This is a genomic window from Myxococcus sp. CA051A, from assembly GCF_013336705.1.
GTDB classification, from domain to species: domain Bacteria; phylum Myxococcota; class Myxococcia; order Myxococcales; family Myxococcaceae; genus Myxococcus; species Myxococcus llanfairpwllgwyngyllgogerychwyrndrobwllllantysiliogogogochensis.
Genome location: NZ_JABUMS010000015.1, coordinates 223,801 through 237,989, shown reverse-complemented (window position 1 = coordinate 237,989; position 14,189 = coordinate 223,801). Strand labels below are relative to the sequence as shown.

Annotated in this window: 12 protein-coding genes; 4 read left to right on the top strand and 8 right to left on the bottom strand. The window is 66.4% G+C overall.

The genetic code is table 11. The annotated features are described in order from the left end of the window. On the top strand, positions 1–422 hold a 422-nt coding region (locus tag HUA74_RS45230), incomplete at its 5' end, for a hypothetical protein (protein WP_217443634.1). Positions 423–615: 193 nt separating this feature from the next. On the opposite strand, the gene HUA74_RS34750 is transcribed toward HUA74_RS45230, so the two are convergent. Then, complete coding sequence (locus HUA74_RS34750; protein ID WP_174457982.1) at positions 616–1,194, bottom strand: hypothetical protein; 579 nt, start codon at positions 1,192–1,194, stop codon at positions 616–618. 69 nt (positions 1,195–1,263) lie between these two features. Then, positions 1,264–1,698, bottom strand: a complete 435-nt coding sequence (locus HUA74_RS34745) for a hypothetical protein (RefSeq protein WP_141640780.1) — start codon at positions 1,696–1,698, stop codon at positions 1,264–1,266. Between the two features lie 351 nt (positions 1,699–2,049). Here HUA74_RS34745 and HUA74_RS34740 point away from each other — a divergent pair, with 351 nt between their 5' ends. Continuing rightward, positions 2,050–4,416 carry a hypothetical protein gene (locus HUA74_RS34740; protein ID WP_174457981.1) on the top strand — a complete coding sequence of 789 codons (2,367 nt, stop codon included), beginning with the start codon at positions 2,050–2,052 and terminating at the stop codon, positions 4,414–4,416. A gap of 59 nt (positions 4,417–4,475) precedes the next feature. Here the strand turns inward: HUA74_RS34740 and HUA74_RS34735 are convergent, their stop codons facing one another. From HUA74_RS34735 to HUA74_RS34725, 3 genes are all read right to left on the bottom strand, one after another. Then, positions 4,476–5,804, bottom strand: coding sequence for a carboxypeptidase-like regulatory domain-containing protein (locus HUA74_RS34735; protein WP_174457980.1), 1,329 nt, complete (start codon positions 5,802–5,804; stop codon positions 4,476–4,478). A 468-nt stretch (positions 5,805–6,272) separates the two neighbouring features. After that, entirely contained in the window at positions 6,273–7,490 is a 1,218-nt protein-coding gene (locus tag HUA74_RS34730; protein WP_174457979.1) for an RICIN domain-containing protein, read from the bottom strand. 106 nt (positions 7,491–7,596) lie between these two features. Then, positions 7,597–8,235: a PP2C family serine/threonine-protein phosphatase gene (locus tag HUA74_RS34725; RefSeq protein ID WP_174457978.1), complete on the bottom strand. Its 639-nt coding sequence runs from the start codon at positions 8,233–8,235 to the stop codon at positions 7,597–7,599. Positions 8,236–8,394: 159 nt separating this feature from the next. Here HUA74_RS34725 and HUA74_RS34720 point away from each other — a divergent pair, with 159 nt between their 5' ends. After that, positions 8,395–9,123, top strand: coding sequence for a leucine-rich repeat domain-containing protein (locus tag HUA74_RS34720; protein WP_174457977.1), 729 nt, complete (start codon positions 8,395–8,397; stop codon positions 9,121–9,123). 97 nt (positions 9,124–9,220) lie between these two features. Beyond that, on the top strand, positions 9,221–11,140 hold the full coding sequence (locus HUA74_RS34715; RefSeq protein WP_174457976.1) for a hypothetical protein: 1,920 nt from the start codon (positions 9,221–9,223) through the stop codon (positions 11,138–11,140). 908 nt (positions 11,141–12,048) lie between these two features. On the opposite strand, the gene HUA74_RS34710 is transcribed toward HUA74_RS34715, so the two are convergent. Genes HUA74_RS34710 through HUA74_RS34700 form a run of 3 tightly spaced genes read right to left on the bottom strand, consistent with a single transcriptional unit; the run spans position 12,049 to position 14,101 of the window. Next, on the bottom strand, positions 12,049–12,786 hold the full coding sequence (locus HUA74_RS34710) for an immunity 49 family protein (protein WP_174457975.1): 738 nt from the start codon (positions 12,784–12,786) through the stop codon (positions 12,049–12,051). A 12-nt stretch (positions 12,787–12,798) separates the two neighbouring features. Further along, positions 12,799–13,386: an imm11 family protein gene (locus tag HUA74_RS34705; RefSeq protein ID WP_174457974.1), complete on the bottom strand. Its 588-nt coding sequence runs from the start codon at positions 13,384–13,386 to the stop codon at positions 12,799–12,801. A 10-nt stretch (positions 13,387–13,396) separates the two neighbouring features. Then, entirely contained in the window at positions 13,397–14,101 is a 705-nt protein-coding gene (locus HUA74_RS34700) for a hypothetical protein (protein WP_254625374.1), read from the bottom strand. Between the last annotated feature and the right edge of the window lie 88 nt (positions 14,102–14,189).

Below are 14,189 nucleotides of genomic sequence, written 5' to 3'. Positions count from 1 at the left end.
GCCACACTCGAGCCTCGGCTACCTCACGCCTCTGGAATTTCGACGGCAGTGCGAAGCAGTGGTACCCAACCCATCCCGGCCGGCACCTCTCTCGTAATCAGTGGTCCGAAGGATCCAGGCAGGTCAAAGCCATCGAACCCGACTTCGAGTTCGGGGAACGACTCTCGGCGGAATATCCGCTCACGCTCGCCCGGTCCGCCGCGCGAGCCGAAGCCATCGAACCTGACTTCGAGTTCGAGGCGCGGCTGTCGCCGGAATACCCACTCACGCTCGCCCGGTCCGCCGCGCGCCCGGCGGCCATGCTTCCCGAGCTGCTCCGAGATGAACCCGTTCCACTCACGGACATGAAGTACCCCAATGCGGGAGGAGGTCAGCGGGGAGGCATGCCACCTGCTGTCTCTCTATTCTCGGACTCCCGATGACGAAGTTGCCGCCGAATCGGACTTGCCTCGTTGCGCCTGGAAGTGGCGTCTGTCCACTGCCTCGGCGACCAAAGCCATCCCAAAACATCTGACTTCTCGTGAACGCGAGCCCACGAAAAAGCCCCGGGCCCCATGCCGTGAGCATGGAACACCGGGGCGGTGACACGGGAGCCTCAAAGGCTCCCTGCGAGGACTACTGACCGCCGCGCAGCAGCTGCGACTGCGCGAAGGCGGCGAGCTGCTGGGCGTTGAACTTGCCCTGCGCGATGTCGCCCACGGCGGTGGCGGCATTGCGGACCGTCTCCACGGTGTCCGCCAGCTTGCCCACGTTCTGCGCCTGGCCGAGCATGCTGCTCACGCCCGCCAGCGGGCCACCGGCCACCATGGACAGCCCGTTGTCGATGAACTTGTCGGCGAACGGCTTCGCCAGCTGGCCAATGCCGAACGGCAGGGAGTCCAGCGCCTTGCCGACGATGTCCTTGAGAGGACCGGTGATGGCGCTGAGGCCCTTCTCGAGCAGGCCGGAAATCTTCCCGAGCGCCTCGGAGACCTTGCCGACAGCGTCGCTGAGCCCCTTGGCCAACCCGCCCAGGCTACTGGCCAGTCCGCCCAGGCCCCCCAATGCCTTGCCGAGCCCACCCAGTGCGTTGCTGATGCTGTTCGCGGCCTTGCTCGCCGCGTCGGCGGCCTTGCTCGCCGCGTTGCTCGCGGAGTTGCTCGCGCTGTTCGCACCGCTGCTACCACCCGCGCCACTGGAGCCGCCGACGGACATGGGATTTCCTCGTGAAATGTAGGTTTGCCTGATTATCGGGGACTACCCGGCGGAGTTGCGTCCGGCCCCTCAAAGGCGATCAGGCCCCCGGGGCAGGTTCTTGAGGAGGGCCTGGCTGGTGGCCTCGTCGACCTCGACCCGCGTCTGGTTCTCGTCGCCCCGCAGGGAGGGCTTGTTCTGGGAGGCGGCCTGGGTCGCCTCGAAGCCCGTGGAGTAGGAGGCCGGTGGGCCCAGGCCCAGCTCCCCTCGGGCGGCGCTCTTGAAGAACTCCCCCACCTCCTGGATGGAGGGTGGATCATACCCGGCGGCCCGCAGCGCCTCGTCCGGGACGACCTGCAGCACCGGCTCCTTCTCCGGGTGCTGGGCATAGTCGAGCACCAGCTCCACGTAGGCGGCCAGCTCCATGCCCACCGATTTGGCGATGCGCTGGGTGTCTGGGTCCGCGAGCAGCTCGGCGCGGACATTCTCCACGGGACGCGTGAGGCGGGGCTTCTGCTCGGACATGTCGGACCGGCTCCCTGAGCGGTGAAGTGCGGCCCTGGAGGTTAACCGGACCTGGAAGCAGGCTCCAATCTCTCGACAATTCCAGGGCTTACGCACCCTGGCCCCGGCCCCCGGCGCAATGCGTCTCATGAAAAGAAGCCCCGGCGTCTGCCCTGTCTCCAAGACGACAAAGAATGGCGTCTGCCATCCGCCGCCGTGCCAGGAGTGTCCGCAGGCCAACACTCCTCACACCCTCCGGGGCACACCCTCAGTGAAGTGTAAAATATAAGGAACTCGGGGATTTCTGGCGCCCTCCCGGGCCTCCGTCATCCCCCGTTCCAGACAGTCATTCACTGCCGAGGGAGCCATTCCATGCACCATGTCTTGAAGTCCGCTGTCTGCCTTACCGCCCTGCTGGCGGCGCCCGCATGGGCGTTCAAGCCAGAAGCGCCTTCCGCGCCGGGTTCGCTGGCGAGCCAGGCCTTCTTCAAGCCCGAGCTCACCATCCCCAGCGGACAGGTGCCGCTCGAGGAGGCGCTGCCGAAGCTGAGCCGCTCGGGCGCCAGCGCGTGGGATGACTTCTTCGCGCGCAACGGCCGCGGCTTCCAGGTCTACGTCGATGCCCAGACGGGCACGGCCGCGAACCTCATGGGCTCGGTCCCCCTCATCCCCGGCACCGGTGCGGGCAACAAGCTCACGCTGGACTCCGTCCGCAACCAACTGGGTCGAGCCGTCGCGCGGGTCGACGCGGCCGTCGTCGGGGACCTGGTCCTCCAGTTCATCGAGGCCAACCAGGCCGCGATTGGCGTGGACGTGCTCCAGTTGGGAGAGCCCCGCGTCGAGCAGGTCGCCGAGCACCTGTGGCAGGTCTCCATCCCCCAGCAGCTCAAGGGCATCCCGGTCCGCTACGGACGCATGGCGGCCACCATCAGCCACGGCAACCTGGTGCTGCTGGGCACCGAGTCCTGGGCCAACGTGGACATCTCTCCCCTGCCCCTGCTGGCCGCGGACCAGGCCATGGTCGCGGGCTACGAGCGCTTCGGCCTCTACGAGAGCCCCTCCACGCTCTGGAAGGCCCCCACGCTGGAAATCGTCCCCGTGGCCCGCCAGGGCGCGGGCTTCGGCGCGGCCTACGGACACCAGCTGGTGTGGAGCTACGGCTTCCAGCAGCCCGGTGAGCACGAGCGCTGGAAGGTCACGGTGGATGCCACCCGCGGCGAGGTGCTGTCGCTCGAGGACGACAACCACTACTTCGACCAGACCATCAAGGGCGGCGCCTATCTGTTGACCAACACGGACACCTGCACCGCGACGGCGACGTGCGGGGTGAGCTTCGCCAACACGCCCATGCCGTGGGCCGACACCGGCTTCCCGGGGCCGGACGACTACACGGACAGCGCGGGCGTCTTCAACTACACGACGGGCACCACCACCACCACCCTCAACGGCAAGTACATCCGCATCCAGGACAACTGCGGCCCCGTCACCGCCTCCGCCCCGGGCACCATCGACCTGGGCGGCGTCACCGGGCAGCACGACTGCACCACGCCGGGCTTCTCCGCTGGCAACACCTCCGCGTCGCGCAGCTCCTTCTACGAGCTGAACCGGATTGCCCAGATTGCCCGAGGCTGGCTGCCCACCAACGTGTGGCTCAACGGCCAGCTCACCTCCAACATGAACATCGTCAGCACCTGCAACGCGTTCTGGACGGGGTCCACGGTCAACTTCTTCCGCAGCGGCGGCGGGTGCCGGAACACGGGCGAAATCGCCGCCGTGTTCGACCACGAGTGGGGCCATGGCATGGACGACAACGACGTCGCCGGCACGCTGAGCAACTCCAGCGAGGCCTACGCGGACATCGCGGCCATCTACCGCCTGCCGACCTCGTGCGTGGGCCACGGCTTCTTCCAGACCGTCGACCAGGGCTGTGGCATGACGCCGGACGGCACGGGCTACAACGTGAACGAGGCGCAGACAGGAGCGCCCTGGTGCGCCAGCCGCTGCTCGGGCGTGCGTGACGCGGACTGGGCGGCCCAGGTGCCCAACACGCCCGCCACGCCGCAGAACTTCGTCTGTGGTCGGTGCGGCGGCGGTGGTGGACCCTGCGGCAGGCAGGTCCACTGCGCGGCCTCTCCCGTCCGTCAGGCGGCGTGGGACCTCGTCGCCCGCGACTTGCGCGCGGCCCCCTTCAGCTACGACGCGAACACGGCCAACACGATGGGCAACAAGCTGTTCTACCAGGGCAGCGGCAACATCGGCATCTGGCACGCCTGTGACTGTACGCTCGGCACGTCGAGCGGCTGTGGCGCCACCAACGGCTACATGCAGTGGCTGGCGGCGGACGACGACAACGGCAGCCTCATCGACGGCACTCCGCACATGACGGCCATCTACGCCGCCTTCGCTCGCCACAACATCGCCTGCTCCGCGCCGGCCCGCATCAACGCGGGTTGCGTGGGCGGCCCCACGGCGGCGCCCGCGCTCACCGTGACGCCGGGCGTTGGCCAGGCGAACCTGTCCTGGAGCGCGGTGGCCGGAGCCACCGAGTACTGGGTGATGAAGTCGGACGGCTTCGCCGCGTGCAACTACGGCAAGGCGAAGGTCGCCACCGTCACTGGCACCACGTACACGGACACGGAGGTGATGGCGGGACGCTCGCACTGCTACTCCATCGTCCCGGCCAGCAGCAACGCCTGCTACGCGCCCGCGAGCACCTGCACCTGTACGACGCCGACCTGATTCAATCGGTGAGTCCCGGCGCGGCCCACTCGGGGCCGCGCCGGGGTTTCAGGCCCGGCCTACGGGTTGTAGACGAACGTCACCGTGGAGTTGCACGGCTGGGTGTTGTTCACGATGTCCGTCAGGGTGATGTCGCCGAAGGGGGTGACGGTCGACTTGGGGAAGCCCGTGCCGCCCCAGGGCGCGCCCGAGTTGAACTGGGTGAAGCCGCCCGTCGGCGTGTAGATGGGATAGGTGGACGGGTCCGTCGGGTTGGGGTTGGAGAAGATGGTCATGTTGGCGGCGCAGTCCGCGGGCGCACCGAGCGGGAACTCGACGCCGACTTCCTGGTCCACGTTCGGACGGTTGTTGTAGAGGACGACGAACGGGATGGCCGGCGTCACCGTGTCCGTGAAGGGGACGAAGGTGTTGCCCGCGTTCTGCATCGCGAGGTTGAGCTTGATGTCGTAGCAGTACGCGGGGAAGCCCACGAACTCGACGATGGTGCAGGCGGGGTTGGTGAACTCCAGGTCGATGTTCCAGGTGCCGAGGCCGCCGTTGGAGGGGACGACCGAGCTGGGCGTGGACGCCGGCCCGCCGATGAGCGTGAAGGTGCTGCCAGCGCTGTTCGGGCGGAAGTTGGCGCGCTGCTCCACCCAGCGGTTGATGGTCGCGTCGAAGCGCCACCCAGCCGCGCGGCAGGTGCCGTTGAGCACACAGGGAGGCATGCGGCCTCCGGCGGCCTGCGGAACGCGGAGGGTGACCTCGGCGGTCCGGTCCTTGCCGAGGTTCACCGGCTGGCCGTCGAGCGTCGTCGCGCCGATGAAGAAGGCGCCCACGGACTCGAGCGCGACCTGCCTGCCGCCCTGGTTCACCGCCGTGAAGTCACCTGGCATGCCGCGCGGGTTGTAGGTGGCGGCGGAGACGAGCACCGTGCCCGTCACCGGCTGGCCCGCGGCGTTGAACAGGGAGCCCGCGGGGATGACCACGGACAGGTCACCGGCCTCGATGGTGATGGCCTGCGTCGCACTGAACTGCCGGATGGGCGCGCGCGGCAGGACGTGGGTGTTGTTGAGCAGGCCCGCGCTCAAGTAGTCGGTCATCGGCGCGAAGCCCGACTTGCTCACGCTGATGATGTAGCCCGTCGTGCTGTTCACGGACACGAAGTACTTGCCGGCCGTGTCGGTGGTCCGGTTGATGCCATTGATGACCACCGTGGCGCCGGCAATCGGCTGACCGCTGGGGTCGAGCACGGTGCCGGTGAAGGTCGCCAGGCCCTGCGACACCGTCCCCTCGAGGACCTCCTCGGGAGCCGTCTCCGTGGGACCTACCGCGGGACCGTCGAGGCACCCGAACGAAAGCACCGCGGGAGCCAGGACTGAGAGACACCACTTCTTCATCGTCGTCATGACAGGTTCTCCTCGGCTGCGTTTGCTGCGGCCAGAGCCAGGACTGGCGCCGACCGGCACGGCGAGGACACGGTAGTGAAACCGTGAAGAACCACACACTGCGGGTATGCCCAAAAGGACAAGCAAGTGTCGGGCGGCTGACAATTCATCGTGGATTGCCCGTACAACCGAGACTTGATGGCGCAGGGCGGCAATGCGGAAGAGCAGGTCATCGCCCCATGCGAACCGTCATCCGCGACCTCGCGTGACGCCACCCAAAAACGGAGAGCGGGCACCTTCGCCGGGCGCACCATCGTTTTCGAGGGCGCCGTCGGCATCCGCGTACCCGGCGATGACTACGGGTAAATCATCGATTCGTCGCGCGGCCTGCTCATCCTGAACGAGCTCTAGCCAGACATCCGGGGAGGCGCGGCCAGGAATGGACCTGTGCAGGCGGAGAGCGAAGGCGGGCAGCAAGCCGCCCCTCGCTCACGGCTCATCCTCGACAGGGCGCTCGGGGGTCAGCTTCCACAGCTGCCCCGAGTCATTGCAGCTTGTCTTGGCGAGGATGGGGATGTTGTTGGCCCTGCTGTCATTGACGATGTCGAGCGACAGCGCGTCGCCCTGCGCCTGGGTCGTCAGCCTGTAGATGCCGTTGGGCTCCGGAGTCAGCTTCCATCGCTGCTCCGGAACAGCCGCCGATTTGACGAGGAGGGGGCGATTGCCGGCGGTGTTGGCCAGGGACAGGCTGGTCCCACGCCACTGGGTCGTCAGTCGGTAGAAGCCGTTGGCCTCCGGAGTCAGTTTCCACAGCTGCCCCGTGTATCTGGCCGTCGTGGCGAGGATGGGGGTGTTGTTGGCCTTGCCGTCCCCGATGATGTCCAGCGACATGCCATCGCCCTGCCACAGGGTCGTCAACCGGTAGTAGCAGCGGGCATCGACGGGGGCGGACACCGGCGGAGGAGTGGAGGTCGTGGGCGGGGTGGGTGCCGTGGTCGTGGGCAGTTGCCACACCTGCTGGAGCAGCGCGAGCATGCCCGGGTCGTGCCTGGCCAAGTCTTCCCGTGTGAAGGGATAGAAGTCGTTGCGTCCGAAGAGCGCCTCCGAGGTCTCCGCGAAGTACTCCCAATCGTCGTTCATGGCATAGGCACGCTCGAACGTGATGGGTACCTCGGGCCCACGCCAGCGCTCCACGCAGTCGTAGCTCTTGTTTTCCCTCGCGCGCGCAAAGGCCGCCTCGATGCCGGCGTGCTCGCCGAGCACATGGTCGTGATAGGCATGGCTGAGCTCGTGGAGCACGAATATGGGCATCCGCCGGGTTTCCTTCTCGAAGATGAGGACGTTCGTGAACTCGATGCTCTTCAGCATCGTCAGGCTGCGACCACTCCGGCGCAGCAAGACATCGCCCGCATGGTACCGAGCCGCCTCCGGCTCGTTGGGATAGGGCGGCGACAGCCACAGCGTCACCTTGCGGAGCTGAGCCACGGGGCCCGCGGGGACAATCCGGATGACCTCCTTGAGCTGCGCCGCCAGGAGCACCAGCGCCTTTTCCGTCAGGGGCTTGTTCGCCCCTGCCATCAGGCGGTCATCGATGCGAACCGTCCAGCCCTCGACGGTCTGGGTTTGATAGGTGGGGAAGGGGCTGGCCGCGGAGGCGACGCAAGCGAATGCCAGGGCTGCCGGGAGGAGCCATTTTGGAGAGGGCATGCCTCATCCTACTCTCCGTGTGGCTGGCGGCGCCTACCCTCCACGCTGGCGACTCCAGGAGCGGCTGCTCGACGAACGAAGAGACTCCGTCGCACCGAGGACGGAGTCAGGGGCGTGGAGCGCTCGGGCGGCACAGGACCAGCCCCACGTCATCCGGGAGCGCGCCGCTCGCGAGTCGAGGCAGCGCGGCCAGCGCGAGCACCGCGGCGTTCGCGTCGGAGAGGCTCACCTGCGCCTGGATGCGCCGGAGGTCGGCGTACTTGAACAAGCCGTCCGACGCGCCGAGGAGGACGCCACCTCGCCACGCGAGTTCGAAGGTGACGGGCCGCGCCTGCCCGCTGCCGAGCAGGGGCTTGCGGTGTTGATGCTCCGTCAGCGCGGTCGATTCGCCGCCCTGGAACAGCCACAGCTCCGAGTCCCCCACGCTGGCCCCCACCACGCGCCGTGGGGTGACACAGGCGACCACGGCGGTGGTTTCCCCTCCCTGTCCCGAGGCCATCCGCTCCGCGTCGCACCGCCCCAGCACCTCGCGCCAGGTCTCCGCGCGCTTCACGTCGGCCCCGGCCTCCACGGCGTCCTGGACGCCACGCAGCACGGCCTCCGCGGCCTCGGCGCCACGTCGTGAGTTCCCCGCCCCATCCGCCACCACGAGCACCGTCGCGTCCCCTCGTGTCAGGACACTCACACGGTCCGCACCCGTCTTGCCCGCCGGTTCCACATGCCACGCCGTTTCGAAATCGCTCATGTGTCGCGTTCCTGGACGAGCTTCTCATGCCATCAACCGCGCAGTGGCGGGTACTTCGCGACACGTTTGCCTTCCAGAATCCACGTCGGGTGGTCAACTCAGCCGGGTCAACCGAGCCGGCACCTTCCCTGACGCAGGGGCGGTAGTCGAGGTGCACGCGTGTTCGAGGGTACGCTCGCGCGAATGAATGCACCCGGTTCCGAACAGGAAATCATACAGCTCTTGAAGAGCTCCGAGCCGGCGCAGGTACGGCAGGCGCTCGGCCTGCTTCCCGAGTTCCCCGTGCTGTCGCCGCTGCTTGAGCTGTTCGACTCCATCTGGCGGATGACCTACGCCAATGCCGAAGAGCCGGAGGTGACGAGGGTTGCGCGGAGTGGCTTGGAGTACCGAATCGCGCTGATGAATGAGCAGGAGGACCTGGTGCCCTCGCCCCTGGCGGCGATTGAGGCCGTGGAGCAGCTCGACCTGGGTGGATTCCCGAAGGCCTCTCTTTCTCCAGAACTGGCGCGCTACACCCATCTTCGGAGGCTCGACCTCTGGGAGAACGGCCTGGAGGAGTTGCCTGACGAGGTCTTTTCGCTGCGGAGCCTGGAAGTGCTTTATGTCTCGGACCCACTCCGCAGACTCTCACCGAAAATCGGCAACCTCACGAACCTCCGACAGTTGAGACTGGCTGGCAACGCCCTGGAAGCCTTGCCCGAAACCCTCACCCAGTTGAAACGACTGGAGTTGCTCGAACTGGACAGCAACTGCCTGGGACGGTCGCCCGATTTTCTGCTGGAGTTGCCATCCCTGCGGGAGGTGCGCCTGAGCTGGGACGAATCGGAACCGTTCAACGAACAGATTCTGAAGGAGTGGGACAAACGAGGCGTGCGCTACCTGTTCTGAGTCAGCGAGGAGGCACGCCCTGTTGTCAGCCCACATGGGCAGGTTTCGAGCTTCCATGAATTGACGCGGAGTCCCCAGGGCATGGTGGAATGAGCTCATGCCCTCCGTCAAACACACCCGCTCCCGCAGTGCATCCCGATGCGAGGCGGCGAGGTGGCTCTTCGCCGTGGGGCTGCTGGTCGTCCTCGCTGCCTGTAGTGACTCCGGCCCGCCGGTGTCTCCGCCGTCCGAGGAGAAGGAGATCCCCCTCCCTCCGCCCCCCTCGGTGGATCCCGTCCCGGAGGCCGTCGCCTATCCGGAGTCCCTGCTCTGCCCGGAGCCCCCTGGCACCGATGCCCGGTGCGGCACGCCCTACGTCCCAGCGAACGCGCTCACCGAGGAGGAGCTGGCGGCGCGCTATTCGGCGGGGCTCAACGCCTGGCGCTACGAGGGCACGCGAGGCGCGTGTGCTGGCTGCCACAGCCCGGACGCCATCGAGCTGGCGCGCGTGGGCTACACGGACGCGGACCTCCGCCGCCGAGCGGTGACACACGTCGACGAGGCCCGGGCCAGCGCCATCATCGAGCTGGTCCGGGTGGTGCGGCAGCGACACGGGATGACGCGCCTGCTCCATCCGGCGCGCTTCCGGCCGCTCCAGCCCGCCTATGAGCCCTTCGCCGCCCGGACGCCGGGCCTCCCCGTTCACGACTCGGCCGCGCAGAGCGAGCGCGACGAGGCCTTCATGGACCACCTCGTGGGTGACCGGCAGCTGCTGTGGGCTACCGGGCGCATCGACTCGCTGGCCAAGGCACGGCAGGCCTATGACGAGCTGCACGCCATCGACCTGCGCCACCTGCGGCTGGGGCTGCCCTTCGACCATCTCGCCGAGGATGGCTTCCATGGAAACGAGCACCGCTCCGTCTTCGAGTGGTTCCCCGACCTCGCCTCGAGCCCTCGCGCCGCCGTGCGTGAGGAGTGGTATCAGCGGGTGGACGCCTACCTGAGCCAGCCCACGGACCAGAACCTCTGGGGCTACTACGACGCCGCGAAGGACCTGACGGAGTGCAATCCGGACCTCGGCGGCGCGCGGCTGGAGGACTACCCACGCGCCTGCGAGTGGATGCGGCTGAAGTACCGCTCCCTCCAGGTGTTCCAGCACATGCTGCGGCACGGCACCCACCGCCACCCGGACTTCCTGGTGGATGTGGACTCGAGCGGCGGGACGCCCCGAATCCCCGACCACCTGGAGAAGGTCATCGCCCGCAATCCCATCTGGGAGACCGGAGACCACCTGCGCATCCAGCCGCTGGCCCGCCCCGCGCAGACGGCCTGCAACGCCACCAACCATCCCTGCACGTTGCTGCCGCCCATCATCGACCAGACCATCCACGACACGCCGTCCTACACCGAGGCTCGAATCAAGCAGAGCCAGGTCTTCCAGCAGACGTGGTTCGTGATGTCCTTCCTCAGGGACCCCGCGCTGCTCTACGAGGGAGACAGCTTCGCCACCTTCATCGGTGACTACCTGGAGTCGGTGCTGCTGCCCTTCTATGACGTCCACCACGCCTTCGTCTTCGCGAAGATGGCCGTGGAGAAGTCGTCCGCCCAGGGGTGGATGGAGGCGGAGGGCTTCCGGGCCGGGACGGGGAAGCTGGCCAGCGTGCGCACCTTCAGCTTCAAGCAATTGCGCGACAACTTCAGCCCGCCGCCCTCGGGCAATCGCAGACGTCCGGTCCATGACCGGATGTTCGCCAACTTCGCCCGGATGTTCATCTATCTCGTGGAGGAGGACCTGACGCGGACGGGTGAGGTTTTCGACCGCACCGAGGTGCTCTACGCCGTCCGCTTCATGCGGACCTGGATTCTCAGGCTGGAGGGCGCGGAGGACGCGGACATCAACGCGCGGGTGAGGTCCATCGAGGCGCTGGCCGCGGCGGCCCGGGAGCTGCGCACCGAGGCCAATCGCCGGGAGAATCCCGGCACGGGCCTGCAACCCAACAACCGCTGGGGTGAGTTCACCGCGCCCTATGGCGGGTGAGGCCACGCCTTCACGTGAAACGGCGCGCGTCTGAATTCAGGATGGGACGCGCGGGGTGTCGAGGTTGCAAGCGATGGCGGGTGGTATCTCTGGCTCCATCCGCGATTGCTTCAATAGCCTGATAGAGTAGGCACTTCATCTGAAGCACATTCACTCACTCCCCGACATCCATCCCATGCCATCCTCGAAGAACCGAACCTCCGCCAACCCGTTCCTCCTCCTCCTCGCCATCTCCGTCTCAACTGCCATTGGCTGTGGCAGTCCCGACCTGGGTCACGAGGAGTTAGCCGACGCACCGCTCGGCTCGGCTGAGAGTGCGCTCACCATCAATCAGTGCGGAGTGGGCTGCCCGGATGGGTACTATCCGTCGGCCGCATATACCAACGTCGCGGCCTGTGGCGCTGCATTCAACTACACCCGGACGACGTGCAAAACCGTCTCAGGCTCATCGTTCAACTCATGCGGAACGAGCTGTCCGTCTGGATACTACCCATCCGAATCCTACACCACGGGGGCCATCTGCGGGACACCGTATGACACCACACTGACGACGTGCAAAACCGTCTCTGGCTCATCGTTCAACTCATGCGGTGTTGGCTGTCCGGCTGGGTACTATCCCAAGGCCGCCTATTCCACTGCTGGAGTCTGTTCGACCTCCTTCGACTATACGCTCACGAGCTGCAACATCGTTTCCGGCTCAACGGTTCAGTCATGCGGAACCGACTGCCCTCCCGGATATCGCCCGACTGCCTCGTACACCAACGCAGGAGTCTGCGGAACGCCCTACAACTACGCTCTCACGACCTGCAAGCTGTAGAGCGTCTGGCCCCAAGGCCCAGCCAGCCTGGGACACCGTGTCGTCGGCACGGTTCACCGTGGACATGATGGCTTCGTGGAGGAGGCCACCCTCAACGCGCGGGGGCCGCAGCCTCCAAGGCGGGCGAGGGAATGAGCCGGTAGGACTCCTGGGTCTTCAGCTTCCGGCGCCTCGCCAGGTGGACGAGCGCCGCGCCTTCGACGAAGACAAAGGCAGACGTCTTGTGGAAGTACGGGTCGAAGAGACCGGAGCGCTGTTGCCGCTCCAGCCATGCCGCCTGCTCGGAAATCATCCCCTGCAGGCCCTTCTCGAATGCCTCATCGTCTCCGGCGGCCAGCGCCGTCATGGCATCGAAGCGGTACGACGCCCCACCCTTCAGACAACGCTCGAAAGCCTCCAACTGCACATCCACATCGGTGCGCTGGAGGAGCAGGGCAATGAGCACACCGAAGTAGTGGAAGTCTTCTTCAGCCTCCATCCGTGGCATCCAGACCGGAATCATTGCCGCGGCGATCTCCCGGGTCAGCTCCCAGGCCCCTGTGGCGAGTGCGTCGAAGAGCGGCGCGCCCTTGCTGCGCGCGAGGTAATACTGGTCGAACTCCGAGCATGCGCTCCGGCGAGGCAGCAGGTTCCGGTAGAGGGCCGCCGCCTGCTCGAGCCCCTCACGGTAGCCGTCCTCATCCAGTTGTGACAGCAGCAGCCCACAGCCGTACTGCCGCCAGAGGGCCGCGGTCTCCAGCGTCAGCTTCGCATCCGGCTTCGTCGAGGACTGGAGCCTGGGCATCCGCTGGCCCAGCAAGAAGAGAACGTTGTCGAGGACCGAGTCCATGGAGCAGGTGCCTCAGCCCGGAATTGTCGTGCCTGCGGGGTGGATCGCGAGTCCGGAGAGCCCCGCCTGCTGGAAGGCCTCGAGCAGGTCGGAGCGTAGCACCATGAGCCTCGGGAGCTCGCCCAGCCGGAAGAGCTGGGCATCTTCAGGGATGGCATCTTCTCGCACGTGCAGCAGCTTGACCTCGGCCAGCTCGTTCGGGTCGCTGGCGGTACGCCGGTACTTCGAGCGCTCGAAGTCCAGACACGACACCCGCACCAATGGGTTCACAATGGCATAAGACTCACGGACGCGACGGCCGCGCTTGTCCAGCAGGACGAAAGGCAGCAACTCGACAGCCGCGCCCACCAGTCCCCGGCTCTTCAGCACGTCCTGTACGCGCTGGGACACGTAGAGCATGCGGTCCGGGTTGTCGATGAAGTCCGTGAGCATGTCGCCCGCCCCCTCGTAGAAGCCAAGCTCTGTCGTTGGCGGCAAGTAGGAGGCACAGGGAATGCCATCGCTCAGGTAGAAGTAGTCCTCGACCCTGTCGGGCAGGTCGACGACCTGCACGGCGCGCGGGTCCAGGGAGGGCCCCAAGGAGTAATAGGAGAAGGTCATGGTTCGTGGCTCAGACGCTGGCGGCGGTGAGCTGCACCCCAGCGCTCATGCTCTTGACCTGCTCGAGCAGGTCCTCCGACAGGCTGTTCAGGTCCGCGAGGATGTCGGCCTTGAGGTCCTTGGGATGCTTCTCCTGCCGGATGGCACGGTCGATCTTCTGCCGCAAATCGCGCAGCCGGCTCTGCAAGGATGACTGATAGACACCGTGGGCAGGAACGCCCCACGGGCAGTGGGCAGGCAGCCCCACGATGAGCGCCTCGAACTCCTGCTGGGGCAGCAGGACCATGTTCTTCTCGTTGTGAATGTTCCACCGCGAGATGAGGATGAGTTTCACGATGAGGTCGGAACGCGACGAACTGCCCGATGCCCCCTTGCCGATGACCCATTCCTCAACGGCACCCACGGGGATGAGGTGGTGGTAGTTGTGTTCGTATGGATAGAATGCGCCATATCCGCCCTGCACTGTATTCTGACGAGGCTGGAAGCTGGGCCGGCCGCCCTTCTTCAATGGCTGGTTGGGCACAGGGACCAGGTGCTTCACCCCGATGTGCCAGCCTTCGGGTCCGCGGCGCAGCCAATAGAGGGACTGGCGTGCCTGGTCAAAGAAGTCCGACAGGGTGAGTTTTCGCGTCGAATTCGCGCTCACGGGGAAACGCTTCCAGATGCGCTTCTTGGCCTTGCTGCTCAACCCGAAGTCCTCATCGACGAGCTTCATCCGCCGGGCGATTTTTTGATGGTCTTTGTTGTAGAGAGAACCGCGCGCGCTCAGGGACACCTTGTAACAGTTGGACATGTGGTTGCAG